Origin of the sequence: Bacillus pretiosus (assembly GCF_051294775.1) — a bacterium.
GTDB classification, from domain to species: domain Bacteria; phylum Bacillota; class Bacilli; order Bacillales; family Bacillaceae_G; genus Bacillus_A; species Bacillus_A wiedmannii.
In genome coordinates, this window is record NZ_JBPPHF010000001.1 from 897,648 (window position 1) to 919,566 (window position 21,919).

General features: G+C 34.1%; 22 protein-coding genes and 2 pseudogenes. 20 read left to right on the top strand and 4 right to left on the bottom strand.

Translation table 11 applies throughout. From position 1 onward, the window contains the following. Nucleotides 1–66 precede the first annotated feature (66 nt). On the top strand, nt 67–1,377 hold the full coding sequence (locus ACSG5Z_RS04540; protein ID WP_435710771.1) for a phytoene desaturase family protein: 1,311 nt from the start codon (nt 67–69) through the stop codon (nt 1,375–1,377). Further along, the gene (locus tag ACSG5Z_RS04545) at nt 1,355–2,224 is read left to right on the top strand and encodes a sigma-70 family RNA polymerase sigma factor (protein ID WP_435710772.1); all 870 of its coding nucleotides are present in this window, start codon (nt 1,355–1,357) and stop codon (nt 2,222–2,224) included. Before ACSG5Z_RS04540 ends, ACSG5Z_RS04545 begins: the two co-directional genes overlap by 23 nt. A gap of 35 nt (nt 2,225–2,259) precedes the next feature. On the opposite strand, the gene ACSG5Z_RS04550 is transcribed toward ACSG5Z_RS04545, so the two are convergent. After that, the gene (locus ACSG5Z_RS04550; RefSeq protein WP_001100983.1) at nt 2,260–2,418 is read right to left on the bottom strand and encodes a hypothetical protein; all 159 of its coding nucleotides are present in this window, start codon (nt 2,416–2,418) and stop codon (nt 2,260–2,262) included. 301 nt (nt 2,419–2,719) lie between these two features. Here ACSG5Z_RS04550 and ACSG5Z_RS04555 point away from each other — a divergent pair, with 301 nt between their 5' ends. The 3 genes from ACSG5Z_RS04555 to ACSG5Z_RS04565 all read left to right on the top strand — a co-directional run bounded on the left by ACSG5Z_RS04555 (nt 2,720) and on the right by ACSG5Z_RS04565 (nt 5,598). Next, on the top strand, nt 2,720–3,313 hold the full coding sequence (locus ACSG5Z_RS04555; protein WP_435710773.1) for an O-methyltransferase: 594 nt from the start codon (nt 2,720–2,722) through the stop codon (nt 3,311–3,313). A gap of 314 nt (nt 3,314–3,627) precedes the next feature. Then, nucleotides 3,628–4,740, top strand: coding sequence for a toxic anion resistance protein (locus ACSG5Z_RS04560; protein ID WP_000137411.1), 1,113 nt, complete (start codon nt 3,628–3,630; stop codon nt 4,738–4,740). A 24-nt stretch (nt 4,741–4,764) separates the two neighbouring features. Next, complete coding sequence (locus tag ACSG5Z_RS04565) at nt 4,765–5,598, top strand: DUF3974 domain-containing protein (RefSeq protein ID WP_000008384.1); 834 nt, start codon at nt 4,765–4,767, stop codon at nt 5,596–5,598. Between the two features lie 57 nt (nt 5,599–5,655). On the opposite strand, the gene ACSG5Z_RS04570 is transcribed toward ACSG5Z_RS04565, so the two are convergent. Then, nucleotides 5,656–7,215 carry a glycoside hydrolase family 10-like protein gene (locus ACSG5Z_RS04570; protein ID WP_435711255.1) on the bottom strand — a complete coding sequence of 520 codons (1,560 nt, stop codon included), beginning with the start codon at nt 7,213–7,215 and terminating at the stop codon, nt 5,656–5,658. A gap of 226 nt (nt 7,216–7,441) precedes the next feature. Here ACSG5Z_RS04570 and ACSG5Z_RS04575 point away from each other — a divergent pair, with 226 nt between their 5' ends. From ACSG5Z_RS04575 to ACSG5Z_RS04620, 10 genes are all read left to right on the top strand, one after another. Further along, nucleotides 7,442–7,747, top strand: coding sequence for a PTS sugar transporter subunit IIB (locus ACSG5Z_RS04575; RefSeq protein ID WP_435710774.1), 306 nt, complete (start codon nt 7,442–7,444; stop codon nt 7,745–7,747). Between the two features lie 11 nt (nt 7,748–7,758). Beyond that, nucleotides 7,759–9,042 (top strand): PTS sugar transporter subunit IIC, encoded by a 1,284-nt coding sequence (locus ACSG5Z_RS04580; protein WP_435710775.1) that lies wholly within the window; start codon nt 7,759–7,761, stop codon nt 9,040–9,042. 78 nt (nt 9,043–9,120) lie between these two features. Continuing rightward, nucleotides 9,121–9,387: a hypothetical protein gene (locus tag ACSG5Z_RS04585; RefSeq protein WP_060488784.1), complete on the top strand. Its 267-nt coding sequence runs from the start codon at nt 9,121–9,123 to the stop codon at nt 9,385–9,387. A 22-nt stretch (nt 9,388–9,409) separates the two neighbouring features. Beyond that, nucleotides 9,410–10,558, top strand: a complete 1,149-nt coding sequence (anmK, locus tag ACSG5Z_RS04590) for an anhydro-N-acetylmuramic acid kinase AnmK (protein ID WP_262800843.1) — start codon at nt 9,410–9,412, stop codon at nt 10,556–10,558. A gap of 18 nt (nt 10,559–10,576) precedes the next feature. After that, nucleotides 10,577–11,476, top strand: coding sequence for a BadF/BadG/BcrA/BcrD ATPase family protein (locus ACSG5Z_RS04595; RefSeq protein WP_060488788.1), 900 nt, complete (start codon nt 10,577–10,579; stop codon nt 11,474–11,476). Between the two features lie 134 nt (nt 11,477–11,610). Next, nucleotides 11,611–12,159 carry a glycerol-3-phosphate 1-O-acyltransferase PlsY gene (gene plsY / locus ACSG5Z_RS04600; protein WP_435710776.1) on the top strand — a complete coding sequence of 183 codons (549 nt, stop codon included), beginning with the start codon at nt 11,611–11,613 and terminating at the stop codon, nt 12,157–12,159. Between the two features lie 69 nt (nt 12,160–12,228). Continuing rightward, complete coding sequence (locus ACSG5Z_RS04605) at nt 12,229–13,812, top strand: aminotransferase class V-fold PLP-dependent enzyme (RefSeq protein ID WP_435710777.1); 1,584 nt, start codon at nt 12,229–12,231, stop codon at nt 13,810–13,812. Between the two features lie 86 nt (nt 13,813–13,898). Then, nucleotides 13,899–14,900 carry a bifunctional threonine ammonia-lyase/L-serine ammonia-lyase TdcB gene (gene tdcB / locus ACSG5Z_RS04610; protein ID WP_435710778.1) on the top strand — a complete coding sequence of 334 codons (1,002 nt, stop codon included), beginning with the start codon at nt 13,899–13,901 and terminating at the stop codon, nt 14,898–14,900. 241 nt (nt 14,901–15,141) lie between these two features. Beyond that, complete coding sequence (locus ACSG5Z_RS04615) at nt 15,142–15,612, top strand: MarR family transcriptional regulator (RefSeq protein WP_060488795.1); 471 nt, start codon at nt 15,142–15,144, stop codon at nt 15,610–15,612. A gap of 208 nt (nt 15,613–15,820) precedes the next feature. Next, nucleotides 15,821–17,056 (top strand): MFS transporter, encoded by a 1,236-nt coding sequence (locus tag ACSG5Z_RS04620; protein WP_435710779.1) that lies wholly within the window; start codon nt 15,821–15,823, stop codon nt 17,054–17,056. A gap of 273 nt (nt 17,057–17,329) precedes the next feature. On the opposite strand, the gene ACSG5Z_RS04625 is transcribed toward ACSG5Z_RS04620, so the two are convergent. Next, nucleotides 17,330–17,659 carry a YkvA family protein gene (locus tag ACSG5Z_RS04625; RefSeq protein WP_435710780.1) on the bottom strand — a complete coding sequence of 110 codons (330 nt, stop codon included), beginning with the start codon at nt 17,657–17,659 and terminating at the stop codon, nt 17,330–17,332. A 233-nt stretch (nt 17,660–17,892) separates the two neighbouring features. Between ACSG5Z_RS04625 and ACSG5Z_RS04630 the strand changes: the two genes are divergently transcribed. Next, complete coding sequence (locus tag ACSG5Z_RS04630; RefSeq protein WP_435710781.1) at nt 17,893–18,579, top strand: MBL fold metallo-hydrolase; 687 nt, start codon at nt 17,893–17,895, stop codon at nt 18,577–18,579. 87 nt (nt 18,580–18,666) lie between these two features. On the opposite strand, the pseudogene ACSG5Z_RS04635 reads toward ACSG5Z_RS04630, so the two are convergent. Beyond that, nucleotides 18,667–18,849, bottom strand: a pseudogene (locus ACSG5Z_RS04635) (hypothetical protein); the annotation flags it as partial. A gap of 50 nt (nt 18,850–18,899) precedes the next feature. Here ACSG5Z_RS04635 and ACSG5Z_RS04640 point away from each other — a divergent pair. From ACSG5Z_RS04640 to ACSG5Z_RS04655, 4 genes and pseudogenes are all read left to right on the top strand, one after another. After that, nucleotides 18,900–19,168 (top strand): annotated as a pseudogene (locus ACSG5Z_RS04640) (hypothetical protein). A gap of 73 nt (nt 19,169–19,241) precedes the next feature. Continuing rightward, nucleotides 19,242–20,594 carry a DEAD/DEAH box helicase gene (locus ACSG5Z_RS04645; protein ID WP_098146848.1) on the top strand — a complete coding sequence of 451 codons (1,353 nt, stop codon included), beginning with the start codon at nt 19,242–19,244 and terminating at the stop codon, nt 20,592–20,594. 331 nt (nt 20,595–20,925) lie between these two features. Further along, nucleotides 20,926–21,144: a hypothetical protein gene (locus ACSG5Z_RS04650; RefSeq protein WP_088609928.1), complete on the top strand. Its 219-nt coding sequence runs from the start codon at nt 20,926–20,928 to the stop codon at nt 21,142–21,144. Between the two features lie 118 nt (nt 21,145–21,262). Then, nucleotides 21,263–21,469, top strand: coding sequence for a hypothetical protein (locus tag ACSG5Z_RS04655; protein ID WP_435710782.1), 207 nt, complete (start codon nt 21,263–21,265; stop codon nt 21,467–21,469). The last annotated feature ends 450 nt before the right edge of the window (nt 21,470–21,919 follow it).

Here is a 21,919-nt window from a genome sequence, read left to right on the forward strand (position 1 = left end):
ACTGAATGTCACATCCCCCCTTAATCGTTCGTCTTGTATGTAGAACGTATAAGGAGGGATTTTATTATGAAAAATTTTGATGTAGCAATTGTTGGTGGTGGGCTTGCTGGATTAACAGCATCTATATATTTAGCGAAAGCTGGAAGGAAAGTTATTGTATTAGAAAAGTCCAGTCACTTCGGCGGCCGAGGGATGACTATAAATAAAAACGGCATTTGTATGAATCTTGGTGCACATGCTTTATATAGAGGTGGAGAAGCGTTTATAACTTTTAATGAGCTAGGAGTAAACCTTCCAGGTGGAATCCCATCTACAAAAGCACATGGAATATGGAAAGGGGATATTTATAACATTCCAACAGATTTTCGCTCCATTTTATCAACACCGTTACTTTCATGGTCTGCAAAAGTACAGTTCGCTCGTCTTATGATTCATTTAGGAAACTTAGATGTAGGAAAAGTTCCGAAAATGAGCCTAACTACATGGGCAGAAAATGAAATTAAAGATCCAATGGTTCGAAATATATTTTATGCATTATGCCGAACGACAACATATACGTATGCTCCTACAATACAATTAGCATCTTCTGTACTAAAGCAAATACAGCTTTCTATGAAAGAAGGAGTACTTTATGTAGATGGTGGTTGGGAGACGATAATAACAAATTTAAGAGGAATAGCGAATACTAGTGGTGTACAATTTCTGGCTAAAAAGCATGTTTTAAAAATAGAGCATTGTGAAGGAAAACAAAGAATACATTGTTTTGACGATGAAGTATTTGAAGCAGGGGCAGTTATTGTAACAACTCCACCGAAAGAGGCATGTAAAATTATAAAAGGTACAGAAGGAACAAGTTTGCAAAAATGGAGTGAACAATCTATACAAGTGACTGTGGCAGCGTTAGATATCGGTTTAAAACAATTACCGAATCCTTTACATCATTTTGCATTGGGATTAGATCAACCTATATTTTTCACGAATCAATCGAGAGCAGCTAAATTAAGTGAAGATGGATCAATTGTAGTGAGTCTAATTAAATACCATAACCCTGTACTAGAACTGAATCATATTCAAGAAGAGAAAGAACAGTTAGAAAATATGATGGAGTTGTTACATCCGAATTGGAAAAGAGAAGTTGTTGCACAGCAATATTTACCGAAAATAACGGTAGTATATGATTTTCCTCATATTGACCGTGTTGAAAAACCAGGCCCTAACATACCTGGAATGCCAGGTGTTTATGTTGCAGGAGATTGGGCTGGGCATGATGAAATATTAGCTGATGCTGCGGTGGCAAGCGGAAAACGTGCAGCGTTACACATATTAAAGCAATCTGAAAGTGAGGCAGTTCATCATGGAAACGGAGCAATTATATGAAACGTATCAATCATTATTATTTTCGTTAGCATATAGAATCCTTGGGAGTGTTATGGATGCTGAAGATATCGTCCATGACGTATTTATATCACTTAATAATATGGAGGACGTTCAAACTATAGAAAATATGAGAGCCTATTTATGTAAAATGGTAACAAATCGCTCAATTGACAAATTACGTTCGGCAGCACATAAACGGAACGTATATGTTGGAATGTGGTTGCCAGAGCCATTTGTGGAAGAGGTTGATGATCCATCAGAGTCATTTGTAATGAAAGAATCAATTTCTACGGCATATTTATTACTTTTACAACAACTGTCTGAGGTAGAGAGAGTTGTTTTCATATTAAGAGAGGTTTTCAGTTATGAATACGAAGAAATCGCTTTAATTGTAGATAAGAGTAGTGCGAACTGCCGAAAAATCTTTCAACGTGCAAGGAAAAGTATTTTGGATAAGCCGAAGCAGTCAACATTAAGTACGAAGAAGATGGCTGCCTATGTGGAGAAATTTGTATCATCTTTGCAGTGTGGGGATGCGCAAGGCATGTTAGAAGTATTAAAAACAGATACAATATTAAAAGCTGATGGTGGTGGTAAAACTACAACTGCAATCCATCCAATCTATTCTGCAGATAGAATTATACGTTTATTCTTTGGAATTAGGAAGAAGTTCCCGGAAGAGTACAATGTTGATTATAAGATGGTAAATGGAGGCCCAGGTGTTATTGTTAAAGTAAATAATAAAGTGACTTATGTGCTTTCATTTACATTTGAGAATGAGAAAATCTCAAACATTTATATGATGGTTAATCCTGAAAAACTTATGCACTTAAATGTAATGGTATAAAAAAAGACGCATTTCTTTAGAAGTGCGTCTTTTTTTTATTTCTCTAACATTTCAAGAGGTACATCTTTTTCGCCTGCTACCTCAAATTTAATTTCCCCATCTTCTTCATAAATACGTGAAATAATCGGTATAGTAATCATTAATTTTTTATGCTGTTTTCGTTTTCGAGCAGCATCTAAGCTAATCACGTTCATTGTAAGCATCCTTTCTTCTAGAAATATATAAACAAAAGAAAATGCGTCCGGAAAGGGCGCTTAATTGAATTTGAAATACCGATTCATTTAATTGGGGTTTATATGATTTAACAACTGCAATTGAATTAAAAATAGTATGAATGGAATAATTGCACGTAGAAATTAACTTTACCAAAAAACGAAACAATATGCTATAAAAAATTCAAATCTTTGTCATATAACGAGAAAAAGGATTTCGTTTCGCATATAATGAAAGTAGACGGGCAGCAAGAGCTTTTTCATCATATTGCTTGGAAAGGCGATGAAAAGAATGGATACGTTAGATTCATTATTATTTCAACTTGAACAATATGGAGAAGAGCATGATCGAAACAAAAAAACACGGGAAGAAAAATTACGGAATATTTCTCGTGAGATGGGGCAATTTTTATCAATTTTAGTAAAAGGATGTAGCGCAAAAAGCATTTTAGAAATTGGAACTTCTAATGGTTATTCTACATTGTGGTTAGCTAGCGCGGTAGAAGAAACAAATGGAAATGTAACAACTGTAGAGCTTTCTTCAGAACGAGTTGGAGAGGCACTAGTCAATTTTGAAAAGGCAAACCTTTTACAAAGGATTGATGTTCATAATCAAGAAGCAGGGGCATTTTTAGATGTGCAACTAGATTATTCATTTGATTTTATTTTCCTAGATTCAGAGCGGACGCAATACATGTGGTGGCTTGAGCATATAAAACGCATTTTACAACCAAAGGGTTTTCTTGTTGTTGATAACGCAACCTCTCATGCAAGTGAATTAGCCGAGTTTAGAAAAATGATTGAAGAAGATGAAATGTTTGAAACGGTGTTATTGGCATTTCAAAATGGAGCATTTGTAGCGCTTAAGAAGAGTTAGGATTGAGCGTAATATAATTATCACATTGAAAAAGGATGTATGTCAAAAGATTGAGTACAGTAGGATGGGAAGGACGTAATTTATATACGTAACATACGAAGAATCCGCCTTCAGCATGTTGTTCTCTAGGTCTTAAGTCTGAGGAAAATAATGTTGAGAACAGGTATACTTATACTAAGAAACAGGGAATGACTGCATAAACAGGCATTTCTAAAAAAATCGATTTCAAGCAGTTAGAATGTATATGAAATACGATATAATAGATGAAATATAGTGCATATAAATTCGCACATATAAATAAAGGAGCGATTTTGTTGACTGAACTCGAGAAAAAAGAACCTGTATCCATTGTGAAAGATAATAATGTAGAAGTAGTAGTAGATACAGTTATAAAAGATCAAGAATTAGAGGAACTGAATAAAGAAGCTGATCTTTATGTACAAAAATTAAATAGCGAGCAAAATACGGATTTATCAAAAGTATTGTCACAGCTAGGAGATTTAGGGGATAAAGAGCAACAAGCAGCAGGACAAACGTTATCAGCATTAAAACGTCCTGTAACAGCGATGATGAATGGCAAGAATGAAGAAATTCCAAATACATTGTTAGAATTACGCAAAGTGGTATCAGAGCTTGATCCGAATTCATTAAAAGCAAGTGGTATGAAGAAAATTATGTTTAAAGTATTCAAGAAAAATCCACTTGAAACATACGTGCATAAATATCAATCTATAGATAAGCAAATTGAAGAGATTATAAGATCCCTTCTAATTGGTCGTGACAACTTACAAGAAGATACAGTTGGTCTTGAAATGCTTAAAGAACAATCGCACGATAAAATTCACGCTCTTGATAAACAAGTATACTTAGGAAGAAAACTCGCTGGTATGCTGGAAGCTGAGAAACAAAATCCAGAACGTCAAAGAGATATTCCATTAATTAACGATGCATTAGAAAAAATTCTAGTACGTACACGAAATATGCAGCAAGCGAAAAGTGTACTATTACAATCTATCGCATCTGTAGACATTATTAAGAAAAATAATGAAAAGTTAACAGAGGCAATTCGTAATGCAATTACGATGACGCAAAACGTTGTAACAGTTTCAGCTGCTATCCAGCTAGCGTTAACAAATCAGCGTAAAACAATTGATGCAGTGAATGCGACAAATGAAGCAATTGAATCAATGGTATTAAGTAACTCACAAGCATTAAAACAAAATACAGAAGAGACAACAAAACTTCTTGAAAATCCTGCTATTAGCATGGATAAATTACGTGAATCATTCCAAAATGTATTTGCTGCGATTGAAGCTTCTGAGAAATCATCAGAACGTATTATCGAGTCAAGTAAGAAGTTTGTAGTTGAATTAGACACATTTAATGATGAAATGAAACAAAAACTCATTCAGCGTCCAAGGAAATAACAGACTTTAAGAGGAGGTGAAAAAATGAGTTTCATTCAAACAGTATTAGTACTATTGGGTACATTGCTTTTAATCGCATTTACTGTCGTTGTTTTAGTTGTATATTTCGGACGTAAACTGTATTTTTCATGGACGAAACCATATAAAAGAGCACATGATTCTTTAGATAAGTTATCGAATAAATCATTACCGTTTCTACAAGAATTTACACAACACCCACTCTTTTATCGCTGGATTCGTACGGAAGGAAAGAAAGAACAATATACATTAAACACTCTTTTCTGTGCATCGGGTCAACGTACGAGAGAGCAAGTATTCTCAATGTTACCGAAAGAAAAACAGAAAAAAGTACATGTAATGGCAAAAACAACGAAAAAACTTACAAATGAAGATATTGATGTAGCGGCGATGAAAGTAAAAGATTTTTTAAGACAAGAAACGCAGCAAACAGTAAAACCATCAGACCTTTCATTTTATAAATTGTATTTTTATGATCGATATCCAGATGCATTAAATACAATTCAAACGTATAAACGCTCAATAAACCCTTCATTACAAAGAACGGTTGATGAAATTACAATTTCAGTATTAAATGCCTTGCCGTATTATCAGGAGCAACGTATGTTTGAACAACAACATAAACTTGAAACGTTCTTAATGAAAGATTTAACAGCGATGCTATCGTTAGTCGTACAATTACCACCTTCACAACGACCAGAAAAAGAAGAAGAATTAAAAATCTACTTGCAAAATTTCCAAAAAGAAATGGAAGTAGTCGAGCGAGATATTCGTGACTCGATTGATCACGATTTGAATGTGAAGATGAGAGCAGCGACTGAGAAGTTTAAAAATAAATAAATGAAAAGCGCCTTAAAGCTATAGTGCTTAGCTTTTAAGGCGTTTTTTTATTAGTTGTTATTTTGCTTTAACGGTTGTATGACTAGAAGCAACACTTTCATTATGCAATCGATCAACTGCAGTTACTACATATGTGTAGGTTTCTCCAGAAATAGCTGTTTTATCTACATAAATCTCTCCAAGTTTTGTTTTCCTTACAGTAGTAAGTAAATGTTTTGGATTTTGTATATCTACTTCATTTTTGCCATTCACACGGTAAATGGCGTAATAAGCAGAGTCATTCTCTCTATTATCAATGATACCTACTGCAATACCTTCATCTCTTGGAATAGCACCTTTTAAAGTCGGTTGTTTAGGTGGATCATGATCAAGCCAAGGCATAGGTGGGATTAATGCAGGATGTTTATATATGTCGTTTGTGAGTCTATCTTTAATGCCTAGAGGATTGTTATTAATATCTTTTAAGCTGAAATGCATACTACCTTTTATCTCAGGAGATAACCGGTTTAATGTAATTTGTCTTGGATATTCTTCAGGATCAGACCAAGCGGGGACAGAATTATTATTAATTTTATAGGCTGCCTGACCGATGTATAGGTGAATCGGTTTATTATGTGTTTCTTTTACCCACCAATCTACTAATATGTCATATGCAGCTGGTGTGAAATCAATATTCCAATATATTTGCGGTGTAATGTAATCAATATAACCTTTTTGTATCCATTCACGTGTATCAGCATAAAGGTCATCATAGTTTCTTTGGCCTGCAGTTGTGTTAGAGCCAGTTGGATCGTCAGCTATATTTCGCCATACGCCGAACGGACTTATGCCAAACTTTACGTATGATTTTTCTTGTTTTATAGCAGTATTTAAACCTTTGACAAGTTCATTTACATTGTCACGTCGCCAATCTTCTATATTTGTAAATTTACCGTTATTATATGCTTCGTACGTTTTTTGATCGGGGAATTGTTCGCCCGCTACTTTATATGGATAAAAATAATCATCCATATGCAACGCATCAATATCGTAATTTTGTACGATTTCTAAAGCACCTTCAGTTATAAACTTTTTCACTTCTGGAATACCAGGGTTGTAATATAATTTCTCGCCATAAGGTACAACCCAATCCGGATGTTGTTTTGCAGGGTGATTATTCGATAATCGATTTATATCGGTGTGATTCATCGTTATTCGATATGGATTAATCCATGCGTGGAATTCTATATTTCTTTTATGTGCTTCTTCAATCATAAATGCGAGTGGATCATATCCAGGGTCTTTTCCTTGTGTCCCCGTAATGTATTCAGACCAAGGACCGTAATTTGAAGGATAAAAAGCATCAGCAGTTGGTTTAATTTGTACAACGACTGCATTCATACCAGTGTTTTTTACATCGTCTAATAATCTAATAAATTCTTGCTTCTGATTTCCGACGGGTAAGCCAGTTTTAGAGGGCCAATCAATATTAAGAACAGATGCGATCCATACAGCACGTAATTCATATTTTTTATACGTAGTATTTACTTCAGCATAAGTAGAGTGAGGAGAAATGAAAGAGAAAGGAATAAAAAAGATGACGATACAACATATCACTAATAAACGTTTCATGATTATTTATACGCCTCCCTATTATATGGTTAGCTAATATGATATCCGAGGTGAGGTTGTACTTACAATTGAGAAAAATAAATATTGAAACATTAATTTAATAGGAAAAATATTTTTACTGAAATTCACTTTCAATATAACTAAATTCTTTTACTTCTTCATATGCTTGTTAGTAAAGTGAAACTTCCTTTCATCCGAAGGGGATAATTTATAAGTATAGGAGGATTAATAAATGAAGGTTTTATTCGTTTGTTCTGGAGGGATGTCCAGTGCAATTGTTGTAAACGCTTTAAAAAAAGAGGCGGAGAAAAAAGGTGTAAACATGGAAGTCCATGCCATTGGAACAAGTGAGATAGGGGAAGAAGTAAAGAATGGCTGGGACGTTGTAATGGTTGCACCTCAAGTAAGACATAGATTTGACTCTGTTAAAAAATTCGCAGAAGAGGAATCTATCCCGTGCGGTATCATACCGCCACAAGCATACACGCCGCTTGGCGGACCGACTTTATTAAAAACTGTAAATGATTTAATTAGTTAGGGGGAAGCGTTATGAATAAATTTGTCACGTTTCTTGATAGAAACTTATCTGGACCGATGGCAAGGCTTTCTGAACAGAGGCATTTACAAGCAATCCGTGATGGAGTTATTTCAGCGTTACCATTTATTATTGTAGGAAGTTTCTTTTTAATCGTAGCATTTCCACCATTACCGAAAGATAGTTTCATATCTGTTTGGGCATTAAAAAATCAAACAAGTATATTAATACCATATCGTTTAACGATGTTTATTATGTCTTTATATATAGCATTTGGAATAGGATATAATTTAGCGAAAAGTTATAAGCTAGATGCTTTATCAGGAGCACAGCTTGCAGTATGTTCATTACTATTAACATTAACGCCTGAATTAATTGATAAAAAAGGGTTTATGCTTCCGATGACAAATCTCGGGGGTCATGGATTATTCGTGACAATGATTGTTTCTATTTTATCAGTTGAGATATTAAGATTTTGTAAGACGAAAAATGTAATGATTAAAATGCCAGAACAAGTACCGCCGTCTGTTTCACGTTCGTTTGAAGCACTTATACCTGCTGCATTCGTTATTATTTTAATGAGTTTAGTAACTGTCGTTTTTAGTATTGATTTACATCATGTAGTTGATAAATTAGCGGCACCGTTAGTAAAAGCTGGTGATAGTTACTTCGGTGTAATCATTCCAGTATTTTTAATTACATTTTTTTGGTCATTCGGAATCCATGGTGTGTCGGTTGTTGGAACTGTTGCCCGGCCATTATGGGAAGTATATTTAGGGAAAAATGGTGAAGCAGTTGCTAGTGGCGCAAATCAGTTACCATTCATTTCACCAGAACCATTATACCAATGGTTTATATGGATTGGTGGTTCGGGCGCAACGCTAGGACTTGTATTAGCCATGATAGTATTTGGTAGATCGAAATATTCGAAAGCATTATCGAGAAGTTGTATTGTACCTGGTATTTTTAATATTAATGAACCTGTTATTTTTGGATTGCCAATCGTACTAAACCCAATATTAATTATCCCATTTATCATTACACCACTAGTAACAGCAACTATTGCATACTCAGCAACTGCGATGGGGTTTGTTACACCAACACATATAATGCCTCCATGGACATTACCAGCTCCAATTGGTGCATATTTAGCAACAGGTGGGGATTGGAGAGCGATTGTACTCGTATTTATAAACATAACAATATCATTCCTTATTTATTTACCATTCTTTAAAATGTACGATAAAAACATGCTTGAAATTGAGAAAAATGGTGATAGGGAATCTGTTAATCCGTAAGTTTTATATTTTATTTTTGAGTGATAGGCATTTTGTCTATCACTTCTTTCACATGAAGTCCGGAGAGGGTGAAATGGAATGAATATAAAATTTAGTTATAAAGGTGTATTTTTATTATTATTTGGAGTGATATGTGCAAATTTACTTTTTGTACCTTTATTAAGAATGCTAGATTTATCACAAATGCATAGTATATGGCTCGTTACAAGCATTGCGGCAAGTATTTTGCTTACAGTAGTTGTTTCTTTCATTGATGGATCGTTCGCATCGAAAGCTCAGTTGTTTTATAGATTTATATTATTTTCGATCGGTTGTACGTTTGTAACTTACATGATTGTTTTTTAGTAAATAGGAGGTCATGCATGTTATGTATATTGCAGGGATAATGTCCGGTACTTCGTTAGACGGAATAGATGTAGCACTCGTTCATATAGAAAGGAGTGGTGTAGGCTCTAAAGTTGAACTCATCCATTTTACTACTGTGTCATTTTATAATGATATGAAAAATGAGATCCAGCAGGCATTATCAATAGAAAATTCAAATGTACAACTCATATGCAGTTTAAATTTCAAACTCGGTTTATGCTTCGCAGGTGCAGTAAAGGAAGTTTGTAAAGAGGTCAATTTTCCTTTGAAACAATTAGATTTAATAGGTTCTCATGGACAAACGATTTATCATCAGCCAAAGCAAGATGGTAATATGATTCCTTCCACATTGCAAATTGGAGAACCAGCAGTTATAGCATATGAAACGAATACGACGGTTATTTCTAATTTTCGAACGATGGATATCGCAGCAGGGGGACAAGGTGCACCACTTGTACCATATTCGGAAATCATTTTGTATCGTCATCAAACTAAAAATAGACTACTACAAAATATTGGCGGGATCGGTAATGTTACCGTAATACCAAGTCACCTAAGTGATAAAAGCGTTATAGCTTTTGATACTGGTCCAGGTAATATGGTAATGGATGAAGTATGTCAAAGGCTATTTCAGTTGTCATATGATCAAAATGGTAAGATTGCAAAACAGGGAGTAGTTGTAGATGAAATTTTGACATATTGTATGAATCATCCATTTTTGAAAATGAATCCACCGAAATCAACTGGTAGAGAACAGTTTGGAGAAGAATTTGTCAGTGAGTTGTTGAAGCAGTATGAAAAGCATAGTAAAGAAAATATATTGACGACTGTCACGATGTTTACAGCAAGTTCAATCGTTCATCAGTATAAGGAGTTTATTCTGCCGTATTATGAAATCGATGAGGTGATTTTAGGCGGTGGTGGCAGTTATAATCGTACACTTGTTGAAATGATACGGTATGGATTGAAGGATGAAAAATGCGCCATATTCATTCAAGAAGATATAGGCTATTCTTCAGAGGCGAAAGAAGCAATCGCCTTTGCCATTTTAGCAAACGAAACGTATCATCGTAATCCGAGTAATGTGCCAAGTGCAACAGGTGCAAAGCAATCTGTTGTTTTAGGGAATATAACATTCCCTCCAATTTGAAGAGAATGAGGCGAACATATGAAATATATGATTGGAGTAGACGGCGGGGGAACAAAGACAGAAGCAATTGCATTTAATCAAGACGGAAGTGAACTTGAAAGGGCTACGAGTGGTTTTGGAAATATATTAATAGACTTTGAAGAAGCACTTTTTCATATTATGGAAGCGATTGATCAATGCCAGAGAGGGTTATTAAATGGGAATTGCGTTTGTATTTGTTTAGGATTAGCGGGCGTAAGTGGAGCAAATACGAATGAATTAACATTACGTCTAAAAAAGAAGTACGGAACACAAATTGAAGTTTTTAATGACGCAATGATTGCTCATGCAGCTGCTTTAAAAGGAAAGGATGGAATTTTAACAATTGGCGGTACAGGGGCGATTTGTTTAGGAAAGAAAGGAGAAGTGTACGAGTATAGCGGTGGATGGGGACATATTTTAGGAGATGAAGGAAGCGGATATTGGATTGCGTTACAAGGTTTAAAGAGAATGGCAAATCAATTTGATCAAGGAGTTCCACTTTGCCCATTAAGCTTAAGAATTCAAGAAGAGTTTCAACTTTTGACATCGTCTCATATAAAAAGACTAGTATATAGTTTTTCAAAAGATAAAGTTGCAGCAATCACACCATTCATTATTGAGGAAGCGAGAAATGGGAATGATGATGCACATGAAATTATGGTGCAAGCGGCTACGGAATTAACGAGAATTACGGTGAATATTTACAATAAGATGCAGTTTGATTTATCAACTTCAATTGCAGTAAGTGGCAGTATATTACGTTTCGTTCCTGAAATATATGCTGAATTTAAGAAATGCTGCGAGAAAAGTATGGGAGAAGTTATATTTGTATCACCATCAGAACTAGCAGTGAAAGGAACCTATTACTTAATGAAGAATTTATATTTTAATAAATAGCGGTATGAGAATTTTTGTATGATTTGTAAAAATATGATGTTAAAATGTATAAAGGGATGTAAAGTAAGAAAAGTACAATATACATAGTCATTGAATATTGTATAAGTACTCCCATGTAGAAAGTGAATGATTACATGATTAATAGTATACAATTTTTGTATTTGGTGGCTTCTTATTTATTTGGAAACATATTGACCGCTTATATAGTGACGAAATGGAAACATAATATTGATATTCGGCAGGAAGGAAGCGGCAATCCTGGCGCAAGAAATATGGGGCGCGTATATGGAAAAGGTTATTTCGTCGCTACATTTTTAGGTGATGCGATCAAAGGGGCAATCGTAGTTTCTATTGCAAAATACCTTTTTGAAGATTCTACATTTGTAATGTTAGCTTTACTGGCTGTTTTACTTGGACATATTTACCCGATTGTATTTAAAGGCAAGGGTGGAAAAGGGATTTCAACATTTATTGGAGGATTAATTGCATTTGATTATTTGATAGCGCTTACCCTTGTTGCTGTTTTCATTATATTTTATTTAATCTTTAAAGGATTTACTAAGCCAGGACTAATTACAATCGCTTGTTTACCAGTGTGCATGATTTTGTATTCTTACTCTATTGTTACGACTATTTTAAGTGCACTTATCATTGTACTTATTTTATATGTAAATCGAGAATGAAATGAACTTTTTATAAGTGGAGTTAATCTCCACTTATAATTTTTATTAAATACATAAAGGAGAGAAGGTATGGGGTTAATTTATAAAGTTGCTGATCAAGCTTGGGAATTTGAAAGTATACATAAGTTGAATTATAAAACATTTGTAGAAGAAATTCCGCAACATGAAGAAACGAAAGAGCGTGTTCGTATAGATCGTTTCCATGAAGAAAATACATATTTAATTTGTTTAGATGACGATAAGTTAGTAGGTATGGTTACTTTGCGAGGAAAACGACCATTCTCGTTAGACAATAAAATTCCAAATCTAGATTATTATTTGCAAGAACATGGAGAAAACGTATATGAAATTCGTTTACTTTCAGTAGAACGTGAATATAGAAATGGAAGAGCGTTGTTAGGTTTAATCCGCTTTTTACATCGTTATTTGCTTCTAAATGGATATGAATTGGCACTCATTTCTGCTACAACACGTGAACTACCTTTATATGAGCAAATGGGATTCAAATCTTTCCATACGTTAGTTGGTACAGAAGAAGCAGCCTTCCAACCAATGTATGTTACCCCTGCTATGTTTGAAGCATCGAGTGTTGGGGGAATTATGACGAAAGAATATACGTTTTTACCTGGTCCAGTAGATATTGAAGAAAATGTTCGAAAGGCATTTTCTACTAAGCCTATTTCGCATCGTTCTAAGTTATTTCAAGTGACGATGGACAATGTGAAAAAACGGTTACTTCACATGACAAAAGCTATGCATGTACAACTTATGTTAGGAACAGGGACGTTAGCAAATGATGCCATTGCTTTACAGTTACGTTCTTTAAAAGGGAAAGGACTAGTATTAACAAATGGGGAATTTGGTAATAGATTAGTTGGACATGCATCACGCGCGCAATTACATTTTGATATGTATAAAAAAGAAATGGGAGAACCGTTTATTTATACCGAATTAGAAAAAATAATGGGAACTGGAAATTATGAATGGCTTTGGTTTGTTCACCATGAAACATCAACTGGAATGTTAAATGATTTAGACAAGCTAAATGTTTTAAGTAAAAAGTATAATGTGAAGCTATGTGTAGATTGTATCAGTTCGATTGGAGCAATACCGATAGACTTGAAGGATGTATATTTTGCAAGCGGTGTTAGCGGAAAGGCAATTAAATCGTTTACTGGATTATCTTTCGTTTTTTATAATCATAATGTGAAAGTAAACGAGACATTACCGGCCTATATGGACGTTGGTATGTACGAAGAAAATGAAAGTATTCCATATTCTCATTCATGGAATTTAATTTATGCACTGCAAGAAGCATTAAAGAGATTTGAAGATGCAAAAGCATTTGAAAAAATAAACGAGACGTATGCATATATTGAACAAGCTATTACTAATATGGGTTTAAATCTTGTTTCACCTAAAGAACATGCCGCGCAAATTATAGTTACCATTCAATTAAATGAAAATCAGTCTTCTAAGGTGATTGGCGATGCGTTAGCGTTACAAGGATACATTGTTCATTATGAGTCATCGTATTTACAAAAGAATAATTGGATTCAAATTGCATGTTTAAATGATTATAAAGAACGCGATACAAAGAGGATGTTAAATTGTTTGCAAATGTGTATATTACAGAGTGGGGTACATATATAAAGACTTTTTCTTAATATAGATGGTTTCGTATAAAGGAGTTGCTACATACGAAAACTTAGGAATAGACCATTGGAAGAGGTGTTAGTATGATAACTAAAAAACTACCGTTACATATAGACGATATTAAAAAAGCCCAAACCATTTTAGACAGAAATGCTCGTAAAACGCCACTTGTAAAATCTTTTTATTTGACTAGTAAAACAGGCGGAGAAATTCACTTGAAATTAGAAAATATGCAATTAACGGGTTCTTTTAAATTTCGTGGTGCGTTTAATAAAATGTCACAGTTGACAGATCAAGAAAAAGAGAGAGGAGTAATTGCTTGTTCCGCTGGTAATCATGCGCAAGGAGTTGCTTTATCTGCTCATTTACTTGGTATTAAGAGTAAAATTGTGATGCCAATTTCTGCCCCTCAGGCGAAAGTTGAAGCAACTAGAGGATATGGATCAGATGTGATTTTATACGGTGAAACTTTTGATGATGCGAAGGCAAAATGTGAGGAGATAATAAGGGAAACAGGTGAAACATACTTACATCCATATGATAATGTAGAGGTAATGGCTGGTCAAGGTACAATTGGTTTGGATATTCTTGATGATATGTGGGATGTTGATACTGTCATTGTACCAATTGGCGGAGGTGGAATTATTTCTGGAATTGCTGTTGCATTAAAATCATTTAATCCATCCATTAATATTATTGGTGTCCAAGCAGACAATGTTCATGGGATGAAGGCATCTTATGACAAAGGTACGATTGTAGAACATTATGAGGCACCCACTATAGCAGATGGTTGCGCAGTTAAAATACCAGGCGATTTAACTTTTGAAGTAGTAAAAGAATTAGTAGATGATATTGTAACAGTATCAGAAGGTGAATTAGAAGTAGCGATGAAAGACTTATTACAACGTGGTAAAGCTGTTGTAGAAGGGGCTGGCGCATTAGCTACTGCTGCTCTACTTGCAGGGAAAGTGGATCCATATATTAAAGGGAAAAAGGTAGTCGCGGTTATATCTGGTGGAAACGTAGACTTGCAGCGCATTTCCAGTGTTTGTGAGCAATTTTTTGTAGCCAATGAAGTGAAATAGTATTTAAAAAACATAAATTTTATGAAAGAAGAGCTAAGAAAACTAGTCTTAGCTCTTACTTTTTGTCTAATGTGTAGTACAAGTTTTAATACACATGCCTTATTTTCCGTATAGTGAATTATTTTATTTAAGCGTCTATTTTCATTGATAACTCAAATAATTATATCAATATTGTCGAAACGGAAACAGAAATTTAATATAATGGTCTTAACGTATGAATGAGCGGTTAGGAGGATAGACCATGAATAAGGAAGAACAGGTCATGAACGGTTTCAGGGAATTATATAATAAGATGGTTTGGCTTAATAAGGATAAGATGGAAGTAGGTCTTAAAGGTTTTAAGTCTTCTGAAGTACATTGCATTGAATATATTGAAAACAATGCAGATTCTAACGTGACACAACTTGCAGAGGCTTTTTATGTGACTCGCGGTGCAATAAGTAGAATGACTAAGAAGCTCATAAAAAAAGGCCTTATCGAAAGTTACCAGAAATCAGAGAATAAAAAAGAAATCTATTTTAGGCTTACTGAACAAGGGAAAGAAATATATAAAATTCACGAAGAGTTGCACAAGGAGTTTCAAGAGCGGGATAAAGCTGTATTTGAGCAAGTAACCGAGTCAGAATTCGACAGTATAATTAGCTTCGTGGAAAAGTATAGTAGGCATTTGGATGCAGAAATAAAGAAACAAGGTATACATATTAAGTCGTAATAAAGTTGAAGCATTCGGGCATTAACGGGTAGTTAATCCCGAAAACGAACTTAATTGCTCGTTAATCCGGGATACATTTAAATAATAAAAAGGTAGCCTGCTCACAGTAAGGCTACCTTTTTATTATCGTATTTTTGTTGACTAATCAACAAAAAGGAGTTATTATTTTGTTGACTAAGCAACAAAATATTTTAAGAGGAGAAGTTAAATGTCTATATTTAGATCACAAAGTGAAAGTGAAACTGAAAAAAATATTGATAAACATGCTTTAATATTCGGCCTTATTTCTGTATTTCTTTGTGGAATAGGTTTCAGTATCATACTGCCTGTTGTTCCATTCTTAGTGCAGCCTTATATAAGTAGTACAGAAGAACAAGCTCTAGTTGTTACCCTACTGACCTCTGTTTATGCGGTTTGCGTATTTTTCGCTGCTCCTGTACTCGGAGCTTTGAGCGATAAATATGGCCGTCGTCCATTACTTTTAATATGCCTTTTCGGTTCTGCAATTGGGTACTTAGTTTTTGGTATAGGAGGGGCTTTATGGGTACTATTTGCTGGACGTATAATAGAAGGAATAACAGGCGGGAGCATCAGTACAATTTTTGCATATTTTGCAGATATCATTCCCTCAGAACAGAGAACGAAGTATTTTGGGTGGGTGAGTGCAGTGGTAGGTGCAGGAAACATTATCGGACCAACTCTTGGGGGATTACTTGCAAAGTTTGGTCATTCTGTACCTTTATATTTCGGAGCGTTCATAACTTTGTTAAATGTTTTATATGGAATCAAATATATGCCTGAGAGTCTTGACAAAAATAATAGGTTAAAAGAGATTAATGTTGTAAGTTTAAATCCTTTTGCACAGCTGGCAAACATACTTTCCATGAAAAACTTAAAATGGTTACTCATCTCAGCGTTTTTACTTTGGATACCTAACGGATCTTTACAAGCAATTTTCACACAATTTACGATGGATACTTTTAGCTGGAAGCCTGCACTAATCGGACTTATGTTTTCAATTATGGGCTTTCAAGATATCATTTCACAAGCTTTTATAATGCCAAAACTTTTGATCAAGCTTACTGATAAACAAATAGCAATACTTGGGATGGTTTCGGAGATTATTGGCTACAGTTTTATTGCAGCATCGGCTTTGTTTTCCTTATATCCTCTTCTTATCATTGGAATGTTAATGTTTGGCTTTGGTGATTCAATTTTCGGACCTTCATTTAATGGGATGCTCTCTAAGTCTGTTGATTCTAGTGAACAAGGAAGGATTCAAGGTGGTAGCCAATCTATTCAAGCTTTGGCAAGAATGATTGGGCCAATTATTGGAGGACAAATCTATGTATCACTTGGTCATGCCGCACCTGCTATTATGGGGATGATGCTTATAGTAGTGGCAATAGCAGTTTTGTATAGGGGGACGCATGTAACTGTATAAACTATCTCCACTAATATGGTCTTTCTTTATATAAGGATGTCTCTACGGGAATCTTTCCTGAATAAATTGAATAACAGATAAATATAAGAACAAATAATAGGGTGTCAGAACTTAGAAACAAGTACTGGCCCCTATTTGTTTACGGCTTGAGAGCTAAGAGAAATTAAGAATTTATTCTGTAATGCTCTCATGATGAAGGTTAAATAGAACTATCAATAATTAAAGTTAGCTTTTTTGAAAGTAAAAACCTAGGTAAATGACTAGATAGTTTCATTATGCTCGTGCTGAAGTAAATAATGACTCCATTTTTACTTTGCTCTTCTCACGAATTTCAGCATCTGCATGACGCATTACAAATTTATGCGCTATAGCGATTGCTAAAACATCATCTAATAAGCCAATCCCAATAATAGCAGCTATATCTGGAATGAAGTCGATTGTTAATACGTAATAGGATAAAGCGGCTAATATTATAAATTTCGCTTTAGTAGGTAACCCTTTTTTTCTCATTGTGTAGTATAAAATAATACTTTCATATACGCTAGATTTCCCAAGGTTTGTTGAGCTTTTTTTGAATTTTTTCCAAAGGGTCTGTTTCTCCATATAAACACTCCTTTTACAAAAACATAGATTTTTTAAAAGGATAGACAAAGAAGTAGTGAAATAATCAATTTTATTGTATATTTCCATAAAAATAGGAAATTACCTGTTCAAAATAATAGAATGTTGGTTATGTAACGACTTACAGTGTTTTGTTACATAAGTATGTACAGTAAAATGTATGTGGAGGATTTATTTATTATTAAAAATTGAATACCGGGTATGGGGGAAGAAAAATGAAGATAATAGAACTACCAATTGAATTTGAATTTAACGGGGCAAAACAATGTATTTATCCGAGCTTACTTATATTAAACAAGGAATTAACTTTAGTAGATACAGGTTATATAAACTTTTTACCTTTAATTGAAGATGCAATTGTAAAACATGGGTATGAGATGAAAAACTTAAAAAATATAATTATTACTCATTATGATGACGATCATATAGGATCTTTATATGATTTCAAAGTGAAATATCCTCACATTAATATTATTGCTAGTGAAATAGAATCTAACTACATTAGTGGTGAAATAAAATCGGAGAGACTAGTTCAAGCTGAAGAAATGTTAGAACATATGCCAATTGAAGAGAAAGAATTTGGTGAGTGGTTTATACAACAATTAAAAAATATAAGACATGTTTCCGTCGATGAAAAAGTATATGATGGTCAAATGATTTTGAATGATACATGTCAAATTGTAGCGACACCAGGACATACTTCGGGGCATATTTCATTATATTTTCCAAATTTAAACTGTGTAATTACAGGGGATGCGGCCGTTCAAGATAATTGTGAATTAGAAATAGCTAATCCGAATTTTTGCTTAGATTTAGAAAAAGCGGAAGAGTCTTTAAAGAGAATTAAAAACCTTAAAGCAGCAACGTATTATTGTTATCATGGAGGAAAACTCATTATATAAAATAATAAAAAACCGATCTTTCTTATATTGAAAAGATCGGTTTTTTAATTCATAGATTCCGCAATTCTAATCAAATCATTAACATTGTAGTTCAATCCCTTCTGTTACATATGACCGCATTAATTTTTTATCATTTTTGAGTAAAGCTTGTTTGAATTCACTTATTACATCTGTTTGAGATTTCGCCATTATAATTGTGGTGGATTGAAAATATAGTAAGAAAAATAAGCAAAAAATTTTTATGAATGTAGTAGTTAATTTTATTATCATTTAACTATCTTTCCAAAAATTTGAAATGTATATGTATAGGAGGGGAGAAGATGAATTTATTGCTTGATATAATAATGGATATAATTTTATTTTATCCTCGAAATGATATGAAATTAAAACATCATATTGCAAAATTAAGTGAATTTGAGTGGTTTCGAAGGCTACATGAAGATACAAAGTATACAAGATTAATTCGGAGTAATAGAAAAATTAAAAACTTCATTTTGTCTACTACTAACATGAAGCGTTAATAAATTCCGAGAAAAAACAAAGAAAATTTGTCCAACTAGTACACGATGAATATAAAAAAAGAAGATAAGAATTTTTTTATTTTTCATATTTGGCGAAACAAATGGTACAATGAAAGCTAATGTGAAAAATAAGGAAAAGAAGTGGTCTATTTGAAAAACTTTTTAGAATTAGGAATTAGTGAAACTTTTAATCATACATTACGTGAAAATGGAATTACAGAAGCAACACCAATTCAAGAGCAGGCAATTCCAGTTATTATGTCAGGTAAAGATATTATTGGGCAGGCGAAAACAGGAACGGGTAAAACGTTAGCATTCGTGTTACCGATTTTAGAAAAAATCGATCCAGAGTGTAGTGATGTTCAGGCTTTAATTGTTGCACCAACAAGGGAACTAGCACTGCAAATTACAACTGAAATTAAAAAAATGCTTGTTCAAAGAGAAGATATTAATGTACTAGCGATTTATGGCGGGCAAGATGTAGCACAACAATTGAGAAAATTAAAAGGCAATACACATATTGTTGTTGCGACACCAGGACGATTATTAGATCATATACGTCGTGAAACAATTGATTTAAGTAATCTTTCAACAATTGTACTAGATGAAGCGGATCAAATGCTTTATTTCGGTTTCTTATACGATATTGAAGATATTTTAGATGAGACACCTGATAGTAAACAAACGATGTTATTCTCAGCAACGATGCCAAAAGATATTAAAAAATTGGCGAAACGTTATATGGATGAGCCGCAAATGATTCAAGTACAAAGTGAAGAAGTAACGGTAAATACAATTGAGCAGCGTGTCATTGAGACGACAGATCGTGCAAAGCCAGATGCACTTCGTTTTGTTATGGATCGTGATCAACCATTTTTAGCTGTTATTTTCTGTCGTACAAAGGTTAGAGCAAGTAAGCTTTATGATAATTTAAAAGGACTAGGTTATAATTGTGCTGAACTTCATGGTGATATACCTCAAGCGAAACGTGAAAGAGTCATGAAGAGTTTCCGCGAAGCTAAAATTCAGTACTTAATTGCGACTGATGTAGCAGCTCGTGGACTTGATGTAGATGGTGTAACGCACGTATTTAACTTTGATATCCCTGAAGATGTGGAAAGTTATATTCACCGCATTGGCCGAACAGGACGTGCAGGTGGATCAGGTCTTGCAATTACGTTCGTTGCAGCGAAAGATGAAAAACATTTAGAAGAAATTGAAAAAACGCTTGGTGCACCATTGCAAAGAGAAATAATCGAACAACCGAAGATAAAACGTGTAGATGAAAATGGAAAACCGGTACCAAAGCCGGCTCCAAAGAAATCAGATCAATATCGTCAAAGAGATAGCCGTGAAGGTTCGAGAAGTGGTTCAAGAGGTGGCTCAAGAAGTGATTCAAGAAATAGTTCGAGAAACGATAACAATCGATCATTTAATAAGCCAAGTAATAAGAAAAGTAGTACAAAACAAGGTCAGCAAAGACGTGGCCGTTAAATAGTTATAATTGTAAAAGAGTCGAAAAATATTGCGGCTCTTTTTTTATTTGTATACAACAAGGATGATGGCAAGAAAAAAACAAAAATTTCATTTACCGTATTTAAAAGTGATAAAGGAAATTTTATAGTCCAAAACCAGTAGAGCAAGGGTATTACTACCATGTCCCAATTCAAGAACAAGTGTAACTTATGTATGAAGAATATTTAACCGAAAAAAATTGAGGGAAAGCAATTTGTACTAGCGACCCTGATGATGATACGGATTATGAAAAATCAATTCGTATAACAATACGAAGACATCTTTTACTAACAAAGAATTGGAAGATTTGGTGAAAGAAATTCGTAACATATTCAAACGGTACTGGAATGTAATGTTGCAGCAAAAAGAGAACGGAACTTATTATGTCTACTATTTAGGTAGAACACTTTTGTTGAAAGAAAAGGTATTGAAGCGAGCGAATATTTTTATTATACATTCCGCAATTATTGAAATGGAACAAGAGAAGTTTATGAAGGATTTAACTCATATTGGCAGATGGAAAAAATAAGGGCGGGCGAAGATTGAGCTTTCTTATTTACAAATTTTAAATTAACAACCATTTTCGAACATTGGCCGAACGAGAAAATTATTGTTGCTGAAATGGAAAGTAAAGCAAGTTATCTGTATTGGCAGAAAGTTCAGAACGAAAATGTGTAACAATGTTGATAGCGGAATTTATGAAGTTTGTAAAGTGCGAGAATGAAGATGTTTTTGACATCAAGCGTATGTACAGTGCAGGGTTTCAAGAAAATGTGAAATTATCGCAACCTCCATTTTGCTTGCATGGGCGAGCAAATGTAGCTGGCATGTGGGGTACGATCGTTTGGAACTGAAAAACTCATTTGTTCGTTTTGTTCGATGGAGAAATTGAAAAGCACAACTGTCATCATTTTTGGGAAATTGCTTATTACGATGATGAGGGTAATGTGGTTCGAAGCTACCATAAGGGGGAATATGCGGTATAAGAAAAAAGGACTAGCAGTCGTATCTGCTGTCCTTTAATAGGAGAAAAATTATTCTGGATTAGAACTACGAATAACCAGAAAACGCGCTTTAAATCAGTGTTGTCAAAGATGTAATAATCTATGCAACAAAAAGCTTAGTCGGAATTCAAAACACCAAAATGGCTTGCATTGGTAACAGGCTCAAAACTAGTATATGTAAAATGAAAAATCTTATACAAAAAGCAGACAACAATTTTGGTTGTCTGCCAGTGTGTTCAATGAGTTAGCTAATTGTGATAATTTGCATCCCCATTATGAGAAGAGTGAAGCTGCTAGTTC

Excerpts from the sequence above, each read along its gene's own strand:
- ACSG5Z_RS04625 (WP_435710780.1), bottom strand. The coding sequence starts at position 17,659 with ATGGAGAAACAGACCCTTTGGAAAAAATTCAAAAAAAGCTCAACAAAC.
- plsY (WP_435710776.1), top strand. The coding sequence starts at position 11,611 with ATGATTAATAGTATACAATTTTTGTATTTGGTGGCTTCTTATTTATTT.
- ACSG5Z_RS04555 (WP_435710773.1), top strand. The coding sequence starts at position 2,720 with ATGAAAAGAATGGATACGTTAGATTCATTATTATTTCAACTTGAACAA.
- tdcB (WP_435710778.1), top strand. The coding sequence starts at position 13,899 with ATGATAACTAAAAAACTACCGTTACATATAGACGATATTAAAAAAGCC.
- ACSG5Z_RS04565 (WP_000008384.1), top strand. The coding sequence starts at position 4,765 with ATGAGTTTCATTCAAACAGTATTAGTACTATTGGGTACATTGCTTTTA.
- ACSG5Z_RS04630 (WP_435710781.1), top strand. The coding sequence starts at position 17,893 with ATGAAGATAATAGAACTACCAATTGAATTTGAATTTAACGGGGCAAAA.
- ACSG5Z_RS04545 (WP_435710772.1), top strand. The coding sequence starts at position 1,355 with ATGGAAACGGAGCAATTATATGAAACGTATCAATCATTATTATTTTCG.
- anmK (WP_262800843.1), top strand. The coding sequence starts at position 9,410 with ATGTATATTGCAGGGATAATGTCCGGTACTTCGTTAGACGGAATAGAT.
- ACSG5Z_RS04580 (WP_435710775.1), top strand. The coding sequence starts at position 7,759 with ATGAATAAATTTGTCACGTTTCTTGATAGAAACTTATCTGGACCGATG.
- ACSG5Z_RS04620 (WP_435710779.1), top strand. The coding sequence starts at position 15,821 with ATGTCTATATTTAGATCACAAAGTGAAAGTGAAACTGAAAAAAATATT.
- ACSG5Z_RS04605 (WP_435710777.1), top strand. The coding sequence starts at position 12,229 with ATGGGGTTAATTTATAAAGTTGCTGATCAAGCTTGGGAATTTGAAAGT.
- ACSG5Z_RS04550 (WP_001100983.1), bottom strand. The coding sequence starts at position 2,418 with ATGAACGTGATTAGCTTAGATGCTGCTCGAAAACGAAAACAGCATAAA.
- ACSG5Z_RS04575 (WP_435710774.1), top strand. The coding sequence starts at position 7,442 with ATGAAGGTTTTATTCGTTTGTTCTGGAGGGATGTCCAGTGCAATTGTT.
- ACSG5Z_RS04540 (WP_435710771.1), top strand. The coding sequence starts at position 67 with ATGAAAAATTTTGATGTAGCAATTGTTGGTGGTGGGCTTGCTGGATTA.
- ACSG5Z_RS04595 (WP_060488788.1), top strand. The coding sequence starts at position 10,577 with ATGAAATATATGATTGGAGTAGACGGCGGGGGAACAAAGACAGAAGCA.
- ACSG5Z_RS04615 (WP_060488795.1), top strand. The coding sequence starts at position 15,142 with ATGAATAAGGAAGAACAGGTCATGAACGGTTTCAGGGAATTATATAAT.
- ACSG5Z_RS04585 (WP_060488784.1), top strand. The coding sequence starts at position 9,121 with ATGAATATAAAATTTAGTTATAAAGGTGTATTTTTATTATTATTTGGA.